General features: G+C 54.2%; 20 protein-coding genes and 1 pseudogene. 16 read left to right on the forward strand and 5 right to left on the reverse strand.

The features are described 5' to 3' along the window. Positions 1-19 precede the first annotated feature (19 nt). The 9 genes from livH (at position 20) to ugpQ (ending at position 9,105) form a co-directional block, all read left to right on the forward strand. Entirely contained in the window at positions 20-946 is a 927-nt protein-coding gene (gene livH, locus GA0061070_RS08190; protein WP_090135184.1) for a high-affinity branched-chain amino acid ABC transporter permease LivH, read from the forward strand. Continuing rightward, positions 943-2,220: a high-affinity branched-chain amino acid ABC transporter permease LivM gene (locus GA0061070_RS08195; protein WP_090135185.1), complete on the forward strand. Its 1,278-nt coding sequence runs from the start codon at positions 943-945 to the stop codon at positions 2,218-2,220. The genes livH and GA0061070_RS08195 overlap by 4 nt, the downstream gene beginning before the upstream one ends. Then, on the forward strand, positions 2,217-2,984 hold the full coding sequence (gene livG / locus GA0061070_RS08200; protein ID WP_090135186.1) for a high-affinity branched-chain amino acid ABC transporter ATP-binding protein LivG: 768 nt from the start codon (positions 2,217-2,219) through the stop codon (positions 2,982-2,984). The genes GA0061070_RS08195 and livG overlap by 4 nt, the downstream gene beginning before the upstream one ends. 1 nt (position 2,985) lies before the next feature. Beyond that, the gene (livF, locus tag GA0061070_RS08205) at positions 2,986-3,699 is read left to right on the forward strand and encodes a high-affinity branched-chain amino acid ABC transporter ATP-binding protein LivF (protein WP_090125827.1); all 714 of its coding nucleotides are present in this window, start codon (positions 2,986-2,988) and stop codon (positions 3,697-3,699) included. A gap of 446 nt (positions 3,700-4,145) precedes the next feature. Beyond that, complete coding sequence (ugpB, locus tag GA0061070_RS08210; RefSeq protein ID WP_090135187.1) at positions 4,146-5,462, forward strand: sn-glycerol-3-phosphate ABC transporter substrate-binding protein UgpB; 1,317 nt, start codon at positions 4,146-4,148, stop codon at positions 5,460-5,462. 101 nt (positions 5,463-5,563) lie between these two features. Continuing rightward, positions 5,564-6,451, forward strand: coding sequence for a sn-glycerol-3-phosphate ABC transporter permease UgpA (gene ugpA / locus GA0061070_RS08215; RefSeq protein WP_090135188.1), 888 nt, complete (start codon positions 5,564-5,566; stop codon positions 6,449-6,451). Then, positions 6,448-7,293, forward strand: coding sequence for a sn-glycerol-3-phosphate ABC transporter permease UgpE (gene ugpE, locus GA0061070_RS08220; protein ID WP_090135189.1), 846 nt, complete (start codon positions 6,448-6,450; stop codon positions 7,291-7,293). The genes ugpA and ugpE overlap by 4 nt, the downstream gene beginning before the upstream one ends. 1 nt (position 7,294) lies before the next feature. Then, complete coding sequence (locus tag GA0061070_RS08225) at positions 7,295-8,368, forward strand: sn-glycerol-3-phosphate import ATP-binding protein UgpC (protein ID WP_090135190.1); 1,074 nt, start codon at positions 7,295-7,297, stop codon at positions 8,366-8,368. Next, positions 8,365-9,105: a glycerophosphodiester phosphodiesterase gene (gene ugpQ, locus GA0061070_RS08230; RefSeq protein ID WP_090135191.1), complete on the forward strand. Its 741-nt coding sequence runs from the start codon at positions 8,365-8,367 to the stop codon at positions 9,103-9,105. Before GA0061070_RS08225 ends, ugpQ begins: the two co-directional genes overlap by 4 nt. A 41-nt stretch (positions 9,106-9,146) precedes the next feature. Here ugpQ and GA0061070_RS08235 read toward each other — a convergent pair whose 3' ends face one another. Beyond that, positions 9,147-9,515: a DUF2756 family protein gene (locus tag GA0061070_RS08235; RefSeq protein ID WP_090135192.1), complete on the reverse strand. Its 369-nt coding sequence runs from the start codon at positions 9,513-9,515 to the stop codon at positions 9,147-9,149. Positions 9,516-9,638: 123 nt separating this feature from the next. Between GA0061070_RS08235 and ggt the strand changes: the two genes are divergently transcribed. Next, positions 9,639-11,375, forward strand: a complete 1,737-nt coding sequence (gene ggt, locus GA0061070_RS08240; RefSeq protein WP_090135193.1) for a gamma-glutamyltransferase — start codon at positions 9,639-9,641, stop codon at positions 11,373-11,375. 35 nt (positions 11,376-11,410) lie between these two features. On the opposite strand, the gene yhhY is transcribed toward ggt, so the two are convergent. Continuing rightward, positions 11,411-11,902 carry an N-acetyltransferase gene (gene yhhY, locus GA0061070_RS08245; RefSeq protein ID WP_090135194.1) on the reverse strand — a complete coding sequence of 164 codons (492 nt, stop codon included), beginning with the start codon at positions 11,900-11,902 and terminating at the stop codon, positions 11,411-11,413. Positions 11,903-12,230: 328 nt separating this feature from the next. Here yhhY and GA0061070_RS08255 point away from each other — a divergent pair, with 328 nt between their 5' ends. From GA0061070_RS08255 to gntU, 5 genes are all read left to right on the forward strand, one after another. Beyond that, positions 12,231-13,268: an oxidoreductase gene (locus GA0061070_RS08255; protein ID WP_090135195.1), complete on the forward strand. Its 1,038-nt coding sequence runs from the start codon at positions 12,231-12,233 to the stop codon at positions 13,266-13,268. A 124-nt stretch (positions 13,269-13,392) separates the two neighbouring features. After that, a complete protein-coding gene (locus GA0061070_RS08260; RefSeq protein ID WP_090135196.1) occupies positions 13,393-14,088 on the forward strand; it encodes a pirin family protein in 696 nt (231 codons plus the stop codon). Between the two features lie 106 nt (positions 14,089-14,194). Then, positions 14,195-15,190, forward strand: a complete 996-nt coding sequence (gene gntR, locus GA0061070_RS08265; protein WP_090135197.1) for a gluconate operon transcriptional repressor GntR — start codon at positions 14,195-14,197, stop codon at positions 15,188-15,190. Between the two features lie 137 nt (positions 15,191-15,327). Beyond that, positions 15,328-15,861: a gluconokinase gene (gene gntK, locus GA0061070_RS08270; RefSeq protein ID WP_090135198.1), complete on the forward strand. Its 534-nt coding sequence runs from the start codon at positions 15,328-15,330 to the stop codon at positions 15,859-15,861. After that, positions 15,858-17,198, forward strand: coding sequence for a gluconate transporter (gene gntU / locus GA0061070_RS08275; RefSeq protein WP_090135199.1), 1,341 nt, complete (start codon positions 15,858-15,860; stop codon positions 17,196-17,198). Before gntK ends, gntU begins: the two co-directional genes overlap by 4 nt. A gap of 79 nt (positions 17,199-17,277) precedes the next feature. On the opposite strand, the gene GA0061070_RS08280 is transcribed toward gntU, so the two are convergent. From GA0061070_RS08280 to GA0061070_RS08290, 3 genes and pseudogenes are all read right to left on the reverse strand, one after another. Beyond that, positions 17,278-17,715 (reverse strand): type II toxin-antitoxin system HicB family antitoxin, encoded by a 438-nt coding sequence (locus tag GA0061070_RS08280; RefSeq protein WP_090135200.1) that lies wholly within the window; start codon positions 17,713-17,715, stop codon positions 17,278-17,280. A 24-nt stretch (positions 17,716-17,739) separates the two neighbouring features. After that, a pseudogene (locus GA0061070_RS08285) lies at positions 17,740-17,909 on the reverse strand (type II toxin-antitoxin system HicA family toxin). Positions 17,910-17,979: 70 nt separating this feature from the next. Then, positions 17,980-18,573 (reverse strand): YhgN family NAAT transporter, encoded by a 594-nt coding sequence (locus tag GA0061070_RS08290; protein ID WP_090135201.1) that lies wholly within the window; start codon positions 18,571-18,573, stop codon positions 17,980-17,982. A gap of 175 nt (positions 18,574-18,748) precedes the next feature. On the opposite strand from GA0061070_RS08290, the gene asd reads away from it, so the two are divergent. Next, the gene (asd, locus tag GA0061070_RS08295) at positions 18,749-19,855 is read left to right on the forward strand and encodes an aspartate-semialdehyde dehydrogenase (protein ID WP_090135202.1); all 1,107 of its coding nucleotides are present in this window, start codon (positions 18,749-18,751) and stop codon (positions 19,853-19,855) included. The last annotated feature ends 130 nt before the right edge of the window (positions 19,856-19,985 follow it).

Raw genomic sequence — 19,985 nt, forward strand, 5'->3', positions numbered from 1 at the left:
GTTTTAAGAAGGTTAAGTTATGTCCGAGCAGTTTCTCTATTTTGTGCAGCAGATGTTTAACGGCGTAACGCTGGGAAGCACCTATGCATTGATTGCCATTGGCTACACCATGGTTTACGGCATCATCGGCATGATCAACTTCGCTCACGGCGAGGTTTACATGATCGGTAGCTATGTCTCCTTTATGATCATCGCCGCGCTGATGATGATGGGTATCGACAGCAGCTGGCTGCTGGTCGCTGCCGGTTTTATTGGTGCCATCGTGATCGCCAGCGCATACGGCTGGAGCATAGAACGGGTGGCCTATCGCCCGGTGCGCAACTCCAAGCGCCTGATTGCGTTGATCTCTGCCATCGGTATGTCCATTTTCCTGCAAAACTACGTCAGCCTGACCGAAGGTTCGCGTGATGTGGCGCTGCCGAGCCTGTTCAACGGCCAGTGGATTGTTGGCCGTAGCGAAAACTTCTCTGCTTCCATCACCACCATGCAGTTAGTCATCTGGATTGTGACTTTCGTGGCGATGCTGGCGTTGACGCTGTTTATCCGCTACTCCCGTATGGGCCGCGCTTGCCGCGCCTGTGCAGAAGATCTGAAAATGGCCAGTTTGCTGGGGATTAACACTGACCGCGTTATCGCGCTGACCTTCGTGATCGGTGCGGCAATGGCGGCGGTGGCTGGCGTGTTGCTGGGCCAGTTCTACGGCGTAATCAACCCATACATCGGCTTTATGGCCGGGATGAAGGCGTTCACCGCAGCGGTGCTGGGCGGTATCGGCAGCATTCCTGGTGCGATGATCGGCGGGCTGATCCTCGGCGTTACCGAATCGCTCTCCTCTGCGTATCTCAGTACGGAATATAAAGACGTGGTTTCGTTCGGGTTGTTGATCGTGGTGCTGCTGGTGATGCCTACCGGTATCCTGGGTCGCCCGGAGGTGGAAAAAGTATGAAACCGATGCATTTTGCGATGGCGCTGCTTTCCGCCGCGATGTTCTTCGTGCTGGCTGGCGTCTTTATGGGTGTTCAGCTTGAGCTGGATGGTACCAAACTGGTGGTGAACACGGCGGCGAATATCCGCTGGCAGTGGATCATCATCGGTACTGCCGTGGTCTTTTTCTTCCAGTTGCTGCGTCCGCTGTTACAGAAAAGTCTGCGCGGTGTTTCCGGTCCGAAATTCGTTCTGCCAGCGATTGATGGCTCTACGGTAAAACAGAAACTGTTCCTGCTGGCGCTGCTGGTTATCGCTGTGGCATGGCCGTTTGTTGTGTCGCGCGGCACAGTGGACATCGCCACCATGACGATGATTTATATCATCCTCGGTCTTGGGCTGAACGTTGTGGTGGGGCTTTCAGGCTTGCTGGTGCTGGGCTATGGCGGTTTTTACGCCATCGGCGCCTATACCTTCGCGCTGTTGAACCACTATTACGGGCTGGGTTTCTGGACTTGTCTGCCGCTGGCGGGGCTGGTTTCCGCTGCTGCCGGGTTCCTGCTGGGCTTTCCGGTGTTGCGTCTGCGCGGCGATTATCTGGCGATTGTGACCCTCGGTTTCGGTGAAATCGTCCGTATCCTGCTGCTGAATAACACCGAAATTACCGGCGGCCCGAATGGCATCAGTCAGATCCCGAAACCGACGCTGTTCGGCCTGGAGTTCAGCCGTACTGCGCGTGAAGGCGGCTGGGACACCTTCAGCAACTTCTTCCATGTGGCCTATGATCCGAACGATCGCGTGGTTTTCCTCTATCTGGTAGCGCTGTTACTGGTCGTGGCCACGCTGTTTGTCATTAACCGCCTGCTGCGTATGCCGCTTGGCCGCGCGTGGGAAGCGCTGCGTGAAGATGAAATTGCCTGCCGCTCGCTGGGCCTGAATCCGACGCGCATCAAGCTGACCGCCTTTACCATCAGCGCCGCGTTTGCCGGTTTTGCCGGGACGCTGTTCGCTGCGCGCCAGGGTTTTGTCAGCCCGGAATCCTTCACCTTTGCCGAATCTGCCTTTGTGCTGGCGATCGTGGTACTGGGCGGTATGGGTTCGCAGTTTGCGGTTATTCTCGCGGCCATCCTGCTGGTGGTTTCCCGCGAGCTGATGCGTGATTTCAATGAATACAGCATGTTGATGCTGGGTGGTTTAATGGTACTGATGATGATTTGGCGTCCGCAAGGCTTGCTGCCGATGACCCGTCCGCAGTTGAAATTGAAAAACGGGCAAGTGAAAGGAGAGCAGGCATGAGTCAGCCATTGTTATCCGTAAACGGCCTGATGATGCGCTTCGGCGGTCTGCTGGCGGTAAACAACGTCGCGCTGGATCTGCATCCACAAGAGATCGTTTCGCTGATTGGTCCGAACGGTGCGGGGAAAACCACCGTATTTAATTGCCTCACCGGTTTCTATAAGCCGACCGGCGGCACCATTATGTTGCGTGATAAGCACCTCGAAGGGTTGCCGGGCCAGCAAATCGCGCGGATGGGTGTGGTACGTACTTTCCAGCATGTGCGACTGTTCCGTGAAATGACAGTGATTGAGAACCTGCTGGTCGGCCAGCATCAGCAACTGAAGACCGGCGTCTTCTCTGGCTTGCTGAAAACCCCTGCATTCCGCCGCGCGCAAAGTGAAGCACTGGATCGCGCCGCAGTGTGGCTGGAGCGTATCGGTTTGTTAGCCCACGCTAACCGTCAGGCCAGTAACCTGGCTTACGGTGATCAGCGTCGTCTGGAGATCGTCCGTTGCATGGTGACGCAGCCGGAGATCCTGATGCTCGACGAACCGGCGGCTGGTCTGAACCCGAAAGAGACCAAAGAGCTGGACGAGCTGATCGTCGAGCTGCGCAACAACCACAACACCACCATTCTGCTGATTGAGCACGATATGAAACTGGTGATGGGGATTTCCGACAGGATTTATGTGGTGAACCAGGGTACGCCGCTGGCGAACGGGACGCCGGAACAGATCCGTAACAACCCGGACGTGATCCGCGCATACCTGGGTGAGGCATAAGATGGAAAAAGTGATGTTATCTTTTGACAAAGTTAGCGCCCACTACGGCAAAATTCAGGCGCTGCACGATGTCAGTTTGCATATTAATCAGGGTGAAATCGTGACCTTGATTGGTGCTAACGGCGCGGGCAAAACTACGCTGCTGGGCACGCTGTGCGGCGATCCGCGCGCGAGCAGCGGGCATATTGTGTTTGACGGCAAAGAGATCACCGACTGGCAGACCGCGAAAATCATGCGTGAAGCGGTGGCGATTGTGCCGGAAGGGCGCCGCGTCTTTTCTCGAATGACCGTGGAAGAGAACCTGGCGATGGGCGGTTTCTTCGCCGATCGTGAACAGTTCCAGAGCCGCATTGAGCGGGTCTATGCGCTGTTCCCGCGTCTGCATGAACGGCGTATTCAGCGAGCGGGCACCATGTCCGGCGGTGAACAGCAGATGCTGGCGATTGGCCGCGCACTGATGAGCCAGCCGCGTTTGTTGCTGCTGGATGAACCGTCGCTGGGCCTGGCGCCCATCATCATTCAGCAAATCTTCGACACCATCGAGCAACTACGCAAAGAAGGGATGACCATCTTCCTGGTGGAGCAGAACGCCAACCAGGCGTTGAGGCTCGCCGATCGCGGTTACGTGCTGGAGAACGGCCACGTGGTACTGGAAGATACCGGCGACGCGCTGCTGGCGAACGAAGCGGTGCGCAGCGCTTATTTGGGTGGGTAATTCTTTGAGGTAACAGTATCTATACCCGTCATACTTCAAATTGCATGTGTGTTAGCCTTCCTGCAACTCGAATTATTTAGGCTATAACCCGGCTTTGTAAGAGCCGGTTTTTTAGCAAATTTTATGCGGGCAGTACCTCAGGCGGTTGATTGATATGGCTGACATGTTGAGCCGCCAGGCGATGCAGATTGTACTGTTATTGATGTAACAAAAAGGCCTCTCCGCTACGGGGAAGCCTTTTTACCTTTACGGACGGCGTCATCAACCCGCCGATTAGCCGCCATTTTTTCGTCACCGTACCATCATCTCTGCGACATTTCCCTGACGCCTGGCTGTCATTTTATTGTAATTAAAAGGTTATTTTTCTGTAATTCGAGCATGTCATGTTACCTCGCGAGCATAAAAACGCGTGATATCGCGCATCCCGTATAACAAGAGAGATCACAATGACAACGTTACGGCATACAGCTTTGGGTCTGGCTATGGGGTTAGTTTTTGCAGGCAACGCTATGGCTGCAACCACCATTCCGTTCTGGCATTCGATGGAAGGGGAGTTAGGTAAAGAAGTTGACTCCCTGGCGCAACGTTTCAATGACACACACCCGGATTACAAAATTGTTCCGGTCTACAAAGGCAACTATGAGCAGAGCCTGAGCGCAGGTATCGCTGCGTTCCGTACCGGTAACGCGCCTGCCATTTTGCAGGTGTATGAAGTAGGCACCGCCACCATGATGGCGTCCAAAGCGATCAAGCCGGTGTATCAGGTATTTAAAGACGCTGGTATTAACTTTGATGAAAGCCAGTTCGTACCGACCGTTTCCGGTTATTACACCGATTCTAAATCCGGCCATCTGCTTTCTCAGCCGTTTAACAGCTCCACGCCGGTACTGTACTACAACAAAGATGCCTTCAAAAAAGCCGGTTTAGATCCGGAGCAGCCGCCGAAAACCTGGCAGGATCTGGCTGCTGATACCGCGAAGCTGAAAGCGGCCGGAATGAAATGCGGTTACGCCAGCGGCTGGCAGGGCTGGATCCAGATTGAAAACTTCAGTGCCTGGCACGGCCTGCCGGTAGCGACCAAAAATAACGGCTTCGACGGTACTGACGCAGTGCTCGAGTTCAACAAGCCGGAGCAGGTGAAACATATCGCCATGCTGGAAGATCTGAACAAGAAAGGCGATTTCAGCTACTTTGGGCGTAAAGACGAATCCACCGAGAAGTTCTACAACGGTGACTGTGCCATCACTACGGCTTCTTCCGGTTCGCTGGCGGATATTCGTCACTACGCCAAATTCAACTACGGCGTGGGCATGATGCCTTACGACGCTGACGTAAAAGGCGCACCGCAGAACGCCATCATCGGCGGGGCAAGCCTGTGGGTGATGCAGGGCAAAGATAAGGCGACCTACAAAGGCGTGGCGCAGTTCCTCGACTTCCTGGCGAAACCGGAAATTGCCGCCGAATGGCACCAGAAAACCGGTTACCTGCCGATCACCACTGCCGCTTACGATTTGACCCGCAAACAGGGCTTCTATGACAAAAACCCGGGTGCTGATATCGCTACGCGTCAGATGCTGAACAAGCCGCCGTTGGCGTTCACCAAAGGTCTGCGTCTGGGCAACATGCCGCAGATTCGCACCATTGTCGATGAAGAGCTGGAAAGCGTGTGGACCGGTAAGAAAACCCCGCAACAGGCACTGGATTCCGCCGTTGAGCGTGGTAACCAACTGCTGCGCCGTTTCGAGCAGTCAACGAAGTCCTAATGTAGAAATGCCGGGTAGCGACTTTGCCTTATTCGGCCTGCAGATGCTTGTAGGCCGGATAAGCAGAGCGCCACCTGGCGCGGTTCAGGAAGCAAATCGCAATGTCATCATCCCGTCCGGTGTTCCGTTCTCGCTGGCTACCCTGGCTGCTGGTTGCCCCGCAACTGGTCATCACCATTATTTTCTTTATCTGGCCTGCGGGCGAAGCGTTGTGGTACTCGGTACAAAGCGTGGATCCGTTCGGGCTTTCCAGCCAGTTTGTCGGGCTGGACAACTTTATCGCGCTGTTTCATGACAGCTACTATCTGGATTCTTTCTGGACCACGATGCGCTTTAGCGCGCTGGTTACCTTTAGCGGCCTGTTTGTCTCGCTGTTTTTTGCTGCGCTGGTGGACAACGTAGTGCGCGGCAGCCGTATCTACCAGACGTTGATGCTGCTGCCTTATGCGGTTGCGCCGGCCGTTGCCGCTGTACTGTGGATCTTCCTGTTTAACCCCGGCCGTGGGTTGATTACCCATTTTCTGGAACAGTTTGGCTACAGTTGGAACCATGCACAAAACAGCGGTCAGGCGATGTTTCTGGTGGTTTTCGCCTCGGTGTGGAAACAGATCAGCTACAATTTCCTGTTCTTTTTCGCTGCGCTGCAATCGATCCCCCGTTCGCTGGTCGAGGCTGCCGCTATTGACGGTGCCGGGCCGATTCGCCGCTTCTTCAAACTGTCGCTGCCGCTTATCGCGCCGGTCAGTTTCTTCCTGCTGGTGGTGAACCTTGTTTACGCCTTCTTCGATACCTTCCCGGTGATTGATGCTGCGACTGCTGGTGGCCCGGTACAGGCGACGACCACGCTGATTTACAAAATCTACCGCGAAGGGTTTGCCGGACTGGATCTTTCTGCGTCGGCGGCGCAGTCGGTGGTACTGATGGTGCTGGTGATTGTGCTGACGGTTATCCAGTTTCGCTATGTTGAAAGTAAGGTGCGCTACCAATGATTGAGAATCGCCCCGGACTGACACTGTTCAGCCATATCATGCTTATTCTCGGTATCGTCGTGGTGCTGTTTCCGCTGTATGTCGCCTTCGTGACTGCGACGCTGGATATCAACGCCGTCTATGACACGCCGATGACCTTAATTCCCGGTTCGCACCTGTGGGAAAACCTGCGCAACATCTGGGTGAACGGCGTCGGCGTAAATAGCGCGCCGTTCTGGCTGATGCTGACCAACAGCTTCATCATGGCGCTGGCGATTACGGTGGGCAAAATCACGGTGTCGATGCTGTCGGCTTTCGCTATCGTCTGGTTTCGCTTCCCGCTGCGGAACCTCTTCTTCTGGATGATTTTCATCACTTTAATGCTGCCGGTCGAGGTACGTATTTTCCCGACGGTGGAAGTGATCGCCAACCTGAAGATGCTCGATAGTTACACTGGTCTGACGTTGCCGCTGATGGCCTCGGCCACCGCGACATTTCTGTTCCGCCAGTTCTTTATGACTCTGCCCGATGAGCTGATGGAAGCCGCACGCATTGATGGCGCCTCGCCAATGCGCTTTTTCCGCGACATTGTGCTACCGCTTTCCAAAATCAACCTGGCAGCGCTGTTCGTGATCACCTTTATTTACGGCTGGAACCAGTATTTATGGCCGCTGCTGATTATCAACGACGTTAACCTCGGCACTGCTGTGGCGGGCGTGAAAGGCATGATTGCCAGCGGTGAAGGCACTACGCAATGGAATCAGGTGATGGCGGCGATGCTGCTGACGTTGATCCCCCCGGTCGTTATCGTTTTAGCCATGCAACGCGCGTTTGTGCGTGGTTTAGTGGACAGTGAGAAATAAGATGGCAGGTTTAAAATTACAGGCTGTAACCAAAAGCTGGGACAGCGGCAAAACGCAGGTTATCCAGCCGCTGACGCTGGACGTGGCGGATGGTGAATTTATCGTGATGGTTGGCCCCTCGGGCTGCGGGAAATCAACGTTATTGCGTATGGTTGCCGGGCTGGAGCGCGTCTCCAGCGGCGATATCTGGATCGATACCCAGCGCGTGACCGAAAGGGAGCCGAAAGATCGTGGTATTGCAATGGTGTTCCAGAACTATGCGCTCTACCCGCATATGAGCGTGGAAGAGAACATGGCGTGGGGACTGAAAATCCGCGGCATGGGCAAAACGCATATTGCCAGTCGGGTAGCGGAAGCGGCGCGCATTCTTGAACTGGATGGTTTACTAAAGCGACGCCCGCGCGAATTGTCCGGCGGCCAGCGTCAGCGTGTAGCGATGGGCCGCGCCATTGTGCGCGATCCGGCGGTGTTTCTCTTTGATGAACCGCTGTCGAACCTCGATGCTAAATTGCGTGTGCAGATGCGTCTGGAATTACAACAACTGCATCGCCGCCTGAATACCACTTCGCTGTATGTCACGCACGATCAGGTTGAAGCGATGACGCTGGCGCAACGTGTACTGGTGATGAATAAAGGCGTCGCTGAACAAATCGGTACGCCAGTAGAGGTGTATGAAAAACCCGCCAGCCGCTTTGTGGCGAGCTTTATCGGCAGCCCGGCGATGAATCTGCTGGAGGGTCGCATCAATAGCGAGGGCACCCATTTTGAACTGGGTAGCGGTATGGCGTTGCCGATCAGCTGGTACTACCGCGGCTACGCCGGGCGCAAAATGACGCTGGGTATCCGCCCGGAACATATTGCGTTAAGCTCACAGGCCGAAGGTGGTGTTCCGCTGGTGATGGAGACGCTGGAGATGCTCGGCGCAGACAACCTGGCGCACGGTCGCTGGGGCGAGCAGAAGCTGGTGGTTCGCTTATCGCATCAGGAACGCCCGGCGGCGGGCAGCACGTTATGGCTGCATCTGCCGGAAAATAACCTGCACTTATTTGATGGTGAAACAGGACAACGCGTATGAGTAACTGGCCTTATCCCCACATCGTCGCCCATCGCGGCGGCGGGAAACTGGCACCGGAAAACACGCTGGCGGCAATCGACGTCGGCGCGCGTTACGGGCATACCATGATTGAGTTTGACGCCAAGTTGTCGAAAGACGGCGAGATTTTCCTGCTGCATGACGACAACCTTGAGCGTACCAGTAATGGCTGGGGAGTGGCGGGAGAGCTGCCGTGGCATGATTTGCTGAAAGTGGATGCTGGTGGTTGGTTTAGCGGCGAATTCAAAGGCGAGCCGCTGCCGTTGCTTTCGCAGGTGGCGGAACGTTGCCGCCAGCACAGCTTGATGGCGAATATCGAAATCAAACCCACCACTGGCACCGGTCCGCTGACCGGCAAAGTGGTGGCGCTGGCCGCCCGTGAACTGTGGGCAGGCATGATTGCACCGTTGCTCTCTTCGTTTGAAATCGACGCATTGGAAGCAGCCCAACAAGCCACGCCGGAACTGCCGCGCGGCCTGTTACTTGATGAGTGGCGCGATGACTGGCAGGTGCTGACCACGCGCCTGGGATGCGTCTCCATCCATCTAAATCATAAACTGCTGGATGAAGCACGGGTGCGTATGCTGCGCGACGCGGGCTTACGCATTCTGGTTTACACCGTAAACCAGCCCGCGCGCGCTGCCGAACTGTTGCGCTGGGGCGTGGACAGCATCTGCACCGATAAAATCGACGATATCGGGCCGCACTTCCGTTATTGAGATGTGGTCGACGACGACGTGCTTTGCTGCAAGTTGCCGTTTTAATTTTGCGGCAGCATATGCTGCTGCGTCGTCGTCCCGCCAGAATTCGCCCCGCCGCTTAACATTCCGCTACCGCTATTCGGCAGTACCTGCTGGCCCTGGTTAAGCGCGCCAGGCTGTGCCTGTTTAATCCGCTGCGAGTTGTTATCCATTTGCATTTGCAGATTTTGCTGTTGCATTCGGCTTTGCGTCTGCTGCTGTTGCTTCAGCATGCTTTGCTGCTGTTGTTGCTGGTTGAGCATCTGAGTTTGCATCCGCTGCTGGCTTGGGATCACATACCCCGGCTGGTTTGGGTTATTCGTCGTGTTTAGCGGCTGTGCAAAGGTGCTAAAAGGCAGCAGAGCCGCCAGAATCAGTAAATGTTTCATTGTTATTCCCTCCTGTTGATGCTTCCTTTCAGTTTACTTGCTTTCATTGATGAAAATGATTTTTTAAGAGTTGTGAACCAGGCTTAAGCGGGAACGGTAGCCTCTTACTCGGGAGTAACGACGATGATGAAACAGAAGTTTGCGCGTTGGGTGGCAATTGCTGCGCTGACAGCGGGAGGATGTTTTTGCGTTTCGGCTGCGCCGCCGCCGGTCTCATACGGTGTTGAAGCCGATGTCTTCCACCCGGTTGTTGCGAAGCAAGGCATGGTAGCGTCGGTGGATGAAGCCGCAACGCGCGTCGGCGTCGATATCCTGAAGCAGGGAGGGAATGCCGTTGATGCGGCCGTCGCGGTGGGTTATGCGCTGGCGGTCACGCACCCGCAGGCCGGTAACCTCGGCGGTGGCGGTTTTATGTTGATTCGTACCAAAGAGGGGAACGTCACGGCGATCGATTTCCGGGAAATGGCGCCTGCCGCCGCCACGCGCGATATGTTCCTTGACGATCAAGGTAATCCGGACAGCAAGAAATCCCTGACTTCGCATCTGGCATCCGGTACGCCCGGCACGGTGGCGGGTTTCTCAATGGCGCTGGAAAAGTACGGTACGCTGCCGCTGAAAAAAGTGGTGCAGCCTGCGATTAAACTGGCGAAGCAGGGCTTTGTGGTCAACGATGCGCTGGCTAACGATCTGAAAATCTACGGCAGCGAAGTGCTGCCAAATAATGAAAACAGTAAAGCAATTTTCTGGAAGGATGGTGAGCCGCTGAAAAAGGGTGACAAACTGGTGCAGAGCAATCTGGCCAGAAGCCTGGAGATGATTGCGGAAAAAGGGCCGGACGCCTTCTACAAAGGCGCTATCGCTGAGCAAATCGCCCAGCAGATGAGCAAAAATGGCGGGCTTATCACGCAAGAGGATTTAGCCAATTACAAAGCCGTGGAGCGCACGCCGATCAGCGGCGACTACCGCGGCTACCAGGTCTACTCCATGCCGCCGCCCTCTTCCGGTGGGATCCATATCGTCGAGATCCTCAATATTCTGGAGAACTTCGATCTGGCGAAATATGGCTTTGGCAGCGCCGATGCTATGCAGGTGATGACTGAAGCGGAGAAATACGCCTATGCTGACCGCTCCGAATATCTCGGCGATCCGGACTTCGTCAAAGTGCCGTGGCAGGCGCTGACCAATAAAGCGTATGCCAAATCGATTGCCGCGCAGATTGATCTCAATAAAGCCCGCCCTTCCAGCCAGATCCGCCCCGGCAAGCTTGAACCCTACGAGAGCAACCAAACCACGCACTATTCGGTGGTGGATAAAGAGGGCACGGCGGTGGCCGTCACCTATACCCTAAATACGGTCTTCGGCACCGGTATCGTAGCTGGCAATACCGGCATCCTGATGAACAACGAAATGGATGACTTCTCTGCCAAACCCGGTGTGCCAAACGTATATGGTCTGGTAGGCGGCGATGCGAACGCGGTTGAGCCTGGCAAACGGCCGCTGTCATCAATGTCGCCGACCATTGTGCTGAAAGACGGTAAAACGTGGCTGGTGACCGGCAGCCCAGGCGGCAGCCGGATTATTACCACGGTGCTGCAAATGGTGGTGAATTCTATCGATTTCGGAATGAACGTCGCGGAAGCCAGCAATGCACCACGTTTCCATCATCAGTGGTTGCCGGATGAATTGCGCGTTGAAAAAGGCTTTAGTCCGGATACGCTGAAACTGCTGGAACAGAAAGGGCAAAAAGTGGTGGTGAAAGAGGCGATGGGCAGCACGCAGAGCATTATGGTGGCGCCAGATGGTACGCTGTATGGCGCGTCGGACCCGCGTTCGGTGGATGATCTAACGGCCGGATATTGAATGGTTTCCCTCTCCCGTAGGGGAGAGGGAAGGGGTTAGCCTTTCATGCGCGCCATAAAGTACGAATCGACAAACTCGCCGTTACGCAGCGCATAATGTTTTCCGGTGCCTTCAATTTCAAAGCCGAATTTACGGTACACCGCCAACGCCGGATCATTATCGACAAACACGGTTAGCTCAATTCTGTCGATGCGTAGCCAGTTGTCGCACAGGTTGATCATCTCGCGCATCAGCGCGCTGGCGACGCCACGGTTGTGAAACGCCGACGAAACTGCCATGCCAAAGGTGGCAACGTGGCTGCGGCGCGGGTTCTGTTCCACCATCAATGTCAGGTTTCCGGCAAGTTGATTATCAATGCAGGCGACTAGTTGGCGGCGTCCTGGCTGTGGTTTCAGGCGATCTTCCCACAGTTCGGCAGGCGGATGCGGTAGCTGTAGCAGGTTGTGATACACCTCAGGTAGCGCATAGAACTGGCGTAAATCTTCTGCATCGCGCGCTTCGGCATGGCGTATCACTATCTCACTCATCCTGCTTCTCCGTTTGGTTAGGTTTACCAATACATTCCGGGCTTTCATAAAAAGCGTCAACTGCCATTTTTTGCAAAAAATTGTAGACAAGTGCGAATGATAATAATTATTATTGTCATGCATTCAGGGGAACCGTTGCGGTAATCCTGAAAGCACGACATTGCTCACATTGCTTCCAGTATTTCTTAGCCAGCCGCGTGCTGGCTTTTTTTTGCCTGTCATTTGCTGGTGGTACCCGCTTCACGGCTGCCTTTTGAGAAAAGGGCGAGGGGCATGGTTTTCGAAGTTGCGCTATGGTAGTGACAGTCACCTCAACAAGGACTGGATCATGACTCTACGTTGCGCATTTATCGGCTTTGGCAAAAGCACGACCCGTTATCATCTTCCCTATGTTCTCAACCGGAAAGCGAGCTGGAGCGTGGCGCACATCTTTCGCCGCCATGCAAAACCGGAAGAACAACATCCCGCGTATCAACATATTCATTTCACCAGCGATCTGGACGACATTCTGCTCGATCCGCAGGTAAAACTGGTGATTGTCTGTACTCATGCCGACAGCCATTTCGACTATGCGAAGCGCGCGCTGGAAGCGGGGAAAAACGTGCTGGTGGAAAAGCCGTTTACCCCGACAATGGCGGAAGCGATCGCGCTGTTTGAACTGGCGAAAAGCAAAGGCCTGACGGTTTCGCCGTACCAGAATCGCCGCTTTGACTCCTGCTTCCTGACCGCTAAAAAAGCGATTGAAAGCGGTAAGCTTGGCAATATTGTTGAAATTGAAAGCCACTTTGACTATTACCGCCCGGTGGCGGAAACCAAACCCGGGTTGCCGCAGGATGGCTCGTTTTATGGCCTCGGCGTGCATACTATGGACCAAATTATCTCGCTGTTTGGTCGCCCCGATCATGCGGCCTACGATATTCGCAGCCTGCGTAACAAGGCCAATCCGGACGATACTTTTGAAGCTCAGCTCTTTTACGGCGATTTAAAAGCCATCGTAAAAACCAGCCATCTGGTAAAAATCGATTACCCGAAATTTATTGTGCATGGTACGAAAGGCTCGTTTATCAAATACGGTATCGATCAACAGGAAACCAGCCTGAAAGCCAATATTATGCCGGGTGAACCGGGCTTTGCCGCTGACGACAGTATCGGCATTCTGGAGTATGTGAATGCGGCGGGCGAAACGGTGCGCGAAGAGGTTGCGCCAGAAACCGGCGACTATGGACGCGTTTATGATGCGCTCTATCAGACGCTGACAACCGGGGCGCCAAATTACGTCAAGGAATCTGAAGTTCTTACCAACCTTGAACTGCTCGAACGCGCCTTTGAACAGGCATCTCCAGCCACGATAACCCTTGCGAAATAAGTAAAAATAGCTCCTCTGTAATTATTCATTTTTTTTGAACAGAGGAGTCAATTTTCACCCTCTATGATTGCCTGACGTTTGCGTCCACACTTACTCCATCGAAAACATACGGGGGTAAAAAAAGATGATCTATTTACGTAAAGCAAACGATCGCGGCCACGCAAATCACGGTTGGCTGGATTCCTGGCATAGCTTCTCTTTTGCCGATTATTACGACCCGAATTTCATGGGCTTCTCGGCACTTCGTGTGATTAACGACGACGTGATCGATGCGGGCCAGGGGTTCGGCACACATCCGCACAAAGACATGGAAATCCTGACCTACGTGCTGGAAGGCGCAGTTGAACACCAGGACAGCATGGGCAATAAAGAGCAGGTGCCCGCCGGTGAATTCCAGATTATGAGCGCCGGTACCGGGGTGCGTCACTCTGAGTACAACCCGAGCGACACCGATCGTCTGCGTCTGTATCAGATCTGGATCATTCCGGAAAAAACAGGTATCACGCCGCGTTATGAACAGCGCCGTTTCGACGCCCAGCAGGGTAAACAGCTCGTGCTGTCGCCGGATGCCCGCGACGGTTCGCTGAAAGTGAATCAGGATATGGAACTGTATCGCTGGGCGCTGTTGAAAGATGAGCAGTCTGTCCATCAGATTGCCGCTGAACGCCGCGTCTGGATCCAGGTGGTGAAAGGCAGTGTGACCATAAATGGCACCAAAGCGACCACCAGCGATGGTCTGGCAATCTGGGACGAGCAGGCTATTTCGGTTCATGCCGATAGTGATAGTGAGATTCTGCTGTTCGATTTGCCGCCGGTTTGATCTGATTTAGTTGAATAAATGACGCAACCTTTCGGTTATTACCGGAAGGTTGCATATTGTCCGTGATAAACTGGGGAACTCTCTCTCAGATAAAAATGTCAGGACGATGAAAAAGAAAAGACCCGTACTTCAGGATGTGGCCGATCGCGTTGGCGTGACCAAAATGACGGTCAGCCGTTTTTTACGTAACCCGGAGCAGGTTTCCGTGGCTTTACGTGGCAAAATCGCCGCTGCGCTTGATGAACTGGGTTATATTCCCAATCGCGCTCCCGATATTCTCTCCAATGCCACCAGCCGGGCTGTTGGCGTTCTGCTTCCCTCATTGACCAACCAGGTTTTCGCCGAAGTTTTACGCGGTATTGAAAGCGTGACTGACGCGCACGGTTATCAGACGATGCTCGCCCACTACGGTTATAAACCGGAGATGGAAGAGGAACGTCTGGAATCGATGCTTTCGTGGAATATCGACGGGCTGATTCTCACCGAACGCAAACACACCGCGCGCACGCTGAAAATGATTCAGGTTGCGGGTATTCCGGTGGTGGAACTGATGGACAGCCGTTCGCCATGCATTGATATCGCTGTGGGTTTTGACAACTTCGAAGCCGCGCGGCAGATGACCGCCGCCATTCTCGCACGCGGCCACCGGCGCGTGGCGTATCTCGGCGCACGTCTGGATGAACGTACTATCATCAAACAGCAGGGTTACGAGCAGGCGATGCTGGATGCCGGGCTGACGCCGTACAGCGTCATGATGGAGCAGTCATCCTCTTACACGTCAGGAATAGAACTGATGCGTCAGGCGCGCCGCGAGTACCCACAACTGGACGGGATTTTCTGTACCAACGATGACCTTGCCGTCGGCGCCGCGTTTGAGTGCCAGCGTCTGGGGCTGCGGATCCCGGAAGATATGGCGATTGCCGGGTTCCACGGTCACGATATTGGCCAGGTGATGGAGCCGCGTCTGGCGAGCGTCCTGACGCCGCGTGAGCGCATGGGGCGCATTGGCGCAGAGCGCTTACTGGCGCGCATTCGCGGTGAAGCAGTTACGCCGAAAATGTTAGATTTAGGTTTCACTTTGTCACCGGGTGGATCTATTTAGTCTGACAAATTTGAAGTAGCTCACACTTATTTATCTCTGGCACGAATGCATATTGCTTCTCCGTAACCCCGGCAGGACAATGTTACCGATAACAGTTACCCGTAACAATTCACTCTTGCACTTTGTGGGGGCTACCCTTGAGCACGACGAACTTTGATCACCACATTTATATCCTGATGGGCGTTTCAGGCAGTGGCAAATCTGCTGTCGCCAGCGAAGTGGCGCATCAGTTACATGCCGCGTTTCTCGATGGCGATTTCCTCCATCCGCGCAGCAATATCATGAAAATGGCTTCCGGCGAACCGCTCAACGACGACGACCGCAAACCGTGGTTGCAGGCGCTGAACGATGCCGCTTTCGCCATGCAGCGCACTAATAAAGTGTCGCTGATTGTTTGCTCAGCGCTGAAAAAGCACTATCGCGACCTGCTGCGCGACGGTAACCCGAACCTCTCCTTCATCTATATGAAAGGGGATTTCGACGTTATCGAAAGCCGTCTGAAGGCGCGTAAAGGCCACTTCTTTAAAACGCAAATGCTGGTCACGCAGTTTGACACCCTTGAAGAGCCGGGTGCTGACGAGCGCGACGTTCTGGTTGTTGATATCGACCAGCCGCTGGAAGGTGTTGTTGCCAGCACCATTGAGATTATTAGCAAAGGCAATGTGCAGTGAGTACATTAACACTGGTTTTAACAGCAGTCGGCTCCGTGCTGTTGCTGCTGTTTTTAGTGATGAAAGCGCGCATGCACGCTTTCGTCGCTTTGATGGTGGTTTCTATTGGTGCAGGGCTTTTTTCCGGTATGCCGCTGATTAAGATCGCGCAGACTATGGAAAAAGGGATGGGTGGAACGCTCGGCTTTTTGGCGATTGTAGTCGCGCTTGGCGCAATGTTCGGCAAAATCCTGCATGAAACCGGGGCGGTGGACCAAATTGCCGTCAAGATGCTGAAATCTTTCGGCCACAGCCGCGCGCATTATGCGATTGGACTGGCCGGGCTGATTTGCGCATTGCCGCTGTTTTTTGAAGTGGCAATTGTGTTGCTGATTAGCGTGGCTTTCTCAATGGCACGCCACACGGGTACCAACCTGGTTAAACTGGTGATTCCACTGTTTGCCGGTGTTGCGGCAGCGGCAGCGTTTCTGCTGCCGGGGCCAGCGCCGATGCTGCTGGCTTCGCAGATGCACGCTGATTTCGGCTGGATGATCCTGATTGGCCTGTGCGCGGCCATTCCAGGTATGCTGATTGCCGGCCCGCTGTGGGGCAACTTCATCAGCCGTTATGTTGAATTGCACATTCCTGATGAGGTGAGCGAGCCGCATCTTGGCGAAGGCAAAATGCCGTCCTTCGCCTTCAGCTTGTCGCTGATCCTGCTGCCGCTGGTGCTGGTAGGGATGAAGACAATTGCTGCGCGTTTCGTTACTGAAGGTAGCAACCTGTACAACTGGCTGGAATTTATCGGTCATCCGTTCACCGCGATCCTTGTGGCGTGCCTGGTGGCGATTTACGGCCTGGCGATGCGTCAGGGGATGCCGAAAGATCGCGTTATGGAAATCTGCGGCCACGCGTTGCAACCGGCGGGCATTATTTTGCTGGTGATTGGTGCGGGCGGCGTGTTCAAACAGGTACTGGTTGACTCAGGCGTGGGTCCGGCTTTGGGTGAAGCGCTGACCGGTATGGGTCTGCCTATCGCTATTACCTGCTTCGTGCTGGCGGCGGCGGTGCGCATTATTCAGGGTTCTGCAACCGTTGCTTGTCTGACGGCAGTTGGTCTGGTGATGCCGGTTATTGAACAGTTGCATTTCAACGGCGCGCAACTGGCGGCACTCTCCATCTGTATCGCGGGTGGTTCAATCGTAGTGAGCCACGTGAACGACGCGGGTTTCTGGCTGTATGGCCGTTTTACCGGCGCAACCGAAGCACAAACGCTGAAGACCTGGACAATGATGGAAACCATTCTCGGCACCACCGGTGCCATTATCGGGATGATTGCTTTCACGTTGTTGAGTTAAGCTGCATGGCCCAGTGGCAAGATGCTTACTGGGCCAAAATAGTTATTCCTTCTTTCATTTCCTGTTGGCGCGGCAAGCGCTACTTATTCGCCAGTTCGTGGCGAGCTGCCTGCGCCAGAAAATGGCTTCGGTCTTTATAAACAGCGCGTTTATCCTGAATAAAACCATCAATACGCTTAATCAGCACATCCGGTAAGGTGATATTCACTCGCTGCTGTTTGCCTTCAAACCCTGACAAATCGACGTCAATCATGAACCAGGAATCACAGTGCGTGTAATCCGGGTTCGCGGCATACACCATGTAGCCAGCATCGGTTATATCCTTCACTGAATGCGCGCCGTTTAACATCATCTCTTCAATAATGCTGAGAATGGCCTCGCGAGCCATCACCGGGATATCAATCTGCTCATCAGCAGCGGAAACACAGCCGTAGTCGAATTGATCGAAAGCCGGAACTGCAATGCCATACGCAGTATCTGCATCTTTAGGTGATTCAACCCCGACAGAGAAAAACATAGTTACCTCCATAGTCGGCGGGGATTAGATCCCCGCCATTTTTTTGATTGATCTGACCGTTCCCAGAGGTAAATCCTTCTTTGGATGCGGTACAGGAAAGGTTTTCCCCGTGATGGGTGACCACCAGATCTGATGTGCCGCTGAAGAACACAACCGGCGGCGATCAGTTCTTTCAACAGGTCAGCAGATTTCATAGGTCCTCCCTAACCCAAAAATCATTATACACACATATACACACGAACGGAGGGCGGAGATGCGGCGGGCTTAACCCTTCATCCACACCCGAATGCCGTCGAGGAACATCTGGGTGGCGAGCATCACCAGAATCAATCCCATCAGGCGTTCCAGTGCATTCACCCCTTTCTCGCCGAGCAGGCGTAAAAACAGCGTCGATTGCAGCAAAATGGCGACCGTACCGCCCCAGGCGATTAATAGCGCAATCACCAGATGACTCATTTGGTTTGGATACTGATGTGAAAGCAGCATCAGCGTTGCCAGCAGCGTAGGGCCAGCGACCAGCGGGATCGCCAGCGGCACGATAAACGGTTCTTCACCGGCAGGCAGGCCGGAACTGCTGCCGGTTTCGCTGGGGAAGATCATCTTAATGGCGATCAGGAACAGAATGATGCCGCCGGAAATCGATACCGTTTCCGCGCGTAAATTAAGCAGCGCGAGGATTTTTTCCCCGGCAAACAGGAAAATAAACATCACCAGCAGGGCGATCAGCAGCTCGCGGATCATAATCGCCCGGCGGCGTTTCGGCTCGGTATGTTTTAACACCGACATAAAGATGGGCAGGTTGCCTAATGGATCCATTATCAGGATCAACAACACCGCTGCGGAGATGATTTCACTCATTTATTATTATCCCTGACGCTGGCGGCAAACTTGCAGTAATTAGCCGCGTTTCTGATGCATTCGCTATCATTGATTAATTTCACTTGCGACTTTGGCTGCATTTTGTAATGTGAGCACTGGCCCAGTGGGATACTGGTACACATCTTCAGCACATACCTCTGCAGGAACTTTCGCTATGAAAAATGTTGGTTTTATCGGCTGGCGTGGAATGGTCGGCTCTGTACTCATGCAACGCATGGTTGAGGAGCGCGATTTCGACGCCATTCGCCCTGTCTTCTTTTCCACTTCCCAGTTTGGGCAGGCTGCACCGGCGTTTGGCGGCCATGCAGCAGGTACGCTTCAGGATGCGTTCAATCTGGAAGCGCTGAAGGCACTCGACATCATTGTCACCTGCCAGGGCGGCGATTATACCAATGAAATCTATCCAAAGCTCCGTGAAAGCGGCTGGCAGGGCTACTGGATCGACGCAGCATCTTCTTTACGCATGAAAGATGACGCCATTATTATCCTCGACCCGGTTAACCAGGCGGTTATCAATGATGGCCTGAATAATGGCATCAAAACTTTTGTTGGCGGTAACTGTACCGTCAGCCTGATGCTGATGTCGCTGGGCGGTCTGTTCGCCAACGATCTGGTGGAATGGGCCTCTGTAGCAACCTACCAGGCAGCGTCCGGTGGCGGTGCGCGTCATATGCGCGAACTGCTGACCCAGATGGGCCAGTTGCACAGCCATGTAGCGGCAGAGCTGGCGGATCCGGCTTCGGCTATCCTCGATATTGAGCGCAAAGTCACAGCATTGACCCGCAGCGGCGAACTGCCGGTTGATAACTTCGGCGTACCGCTGGCGGGCAGCCTGATCCCGTGGATCGACAAACAGCTCGATAACGGCCAGAGCCGCGAAGAGTGGAAAGGCCAGGCCGAAACCAACAAAATTCTCAACACGGCGTCCACCATTCCGGTTGACGGTCTGTGCGTACGTATCGGCGCGCTGCGCTGCCATAGCCAGGCGTTTACCATCAAACTGAAAAAAGACGTGTCAATTCCGACGGTGGAAGAGCTGCTGGCTGCGCACAACCCGTGGGCAAAAGTGGTGCCGAACGATCGCGAAATCAGCATGCGTGAGCTGACGCCTGCGGCTGTCACTGGTACGCTGACCACGCCGGTTGGCCGTCTGCGCAAACTGAACATGGGGCCGGAGTTCCTCTCCGCCTTTACTGTTGGTGACCAGCTTTTGTGGGGCGCTGCGGAACCATTGCGTCGAATGTTGCGCCAATTGGCATAAGCGAAAAATAAAAAAAGGGTGCTTCGGCACCTTTTTTTATAAGTTTTTGCCGGAAAATGTCGTTGATGGGTTTATTTTTTCAGGAGTTGAAAAGTGTTGGCTATGCTTTAAGTAAGGTGTCTGAACACCT

It is taken from the genome of Kosakonia oryziphila (assembly GCF_900094795.1).
Taxonomy (GTDB): Bacteria; Pseudomonadota; Gammaproteobacteria; order Enterobacterales; family Enterobacteriaceae; genus Kosakonia; species Kosakonia oryziphila.

Coding starts and splice junctions, on each gene's coding strand:
- GA0061070_RS08290 (WP_090135201.1), bottom strand. CDS start 18,573: ATGAGTGAAATCATCTCCGCAGCGGTGTTGTTGATCCTGATAATGGAT.
- GA0061070_RS08280 (WP_090135200.1), bottom strand. CDS start 17,715: ATGTTTTTCTCTGTCGGGGTTGAATCACCTAAAGATGCAGATACTGCG.
- livG (WP_090135186.1), top strand. CDS start 2,217: ATGAGTCAGCCATTGTTATCCGTAAACGGCCTGATGATGCGCTTCGGC.
- livF (WP_090125827.1), top strand. CDS start 2,986: ATGGAAAAAGTGATGTTATCTTTTGACAAAGTTAGCGCCCACTACGGC.
- yhhY (WP_090135194.1), bottom strand. CDS start 11,902: ATGAGTGAGATAGTGATACGCCATGCCGAAGCGCGCGATGCAGAAGAT.
- GA0061070_RS08255 (WP_090135195.1), top strand. CDS start 12,231: ATGACTCTACGTTGCGCATTTATCGGCTTTGGCAAAAGCACGACCCGT.
- GA0061070_RS08195 (WP_090135185.1), top strand. CDS start 943: ATGAAACCGATGCATTTTGCGATGGCGCTGCTTTCCGCCGCGATGTTC.
- ugpE (WP_090135189.1), top strand. CDS start 6,448: ATGATTGAGAATCGCCCCGGACTGACACTGTTCAGCCATATCATGCTT.
- asd (WP_090135202.1), top strand. CDS start 18,749: ATGAAAAATGTTGGTTTTATCGGCTGGCGTGGAATGGTCGGCTCTGTA.
- GA0061070_RS08260 (WP_090135196.1), top strand. CDS start 13,393: ATGATCTATTTACGTAAAGCAAACGATCGCGGCCACGCAAATCACGGT.
- GA0061070_RS08235 (WP_090135192.1), bottom strand. CDS start 9,515: ATGAAACATTTACTGATTCTGGCGGCTCTGCTGCCTTTTAGCACCTTT.
- livH (WP_090135184.1), top strand. CDS start 20: ATGTCCGAGCAGTTTCTCTATTTTGTGCAGCAGATGTTTAACGGCGTA.
- gntR (WP_090135197.1), top strand. CDS start 14,195: ATGAAAAAGAAAAGACCCGTACTTCAGGATGTGGCCGATCGCGTTGGC.
- ugpQ (WP_090135191.1), top strand. CDS start 8,365: ATGAGTAACTGGCCTTATCCCCACATCGTCGCCCATCGCGGCGGCGGG.
- GA0061070_RS08225 (WP_090135190.1), top strand. CDS start 7,295: ATGGCAGGTTTAAAATTACAGGCTGTAACCAAAAGCTGGGACAGCGGC.
- ugpB (WP_090135187.1), top strand. CDS start 4,146: ATGACAACGTTACGGCATACAGCTTTGGGTCTGGCTATGGGGTTAGTT.
- ugpA (WP_090135188.1), top strand. CDS start 5,564: ATGTCATCATCCCGTCCGGTGTTCCGTTCTCGCTGGCTACCCTGGCTG.
- ggt (WP_090135193.1), top strand. CDS start 9,639: ATGATGAAACAGAAGTTTGCGCGTTGGGTGGCAATTGCTGCGCTGACA.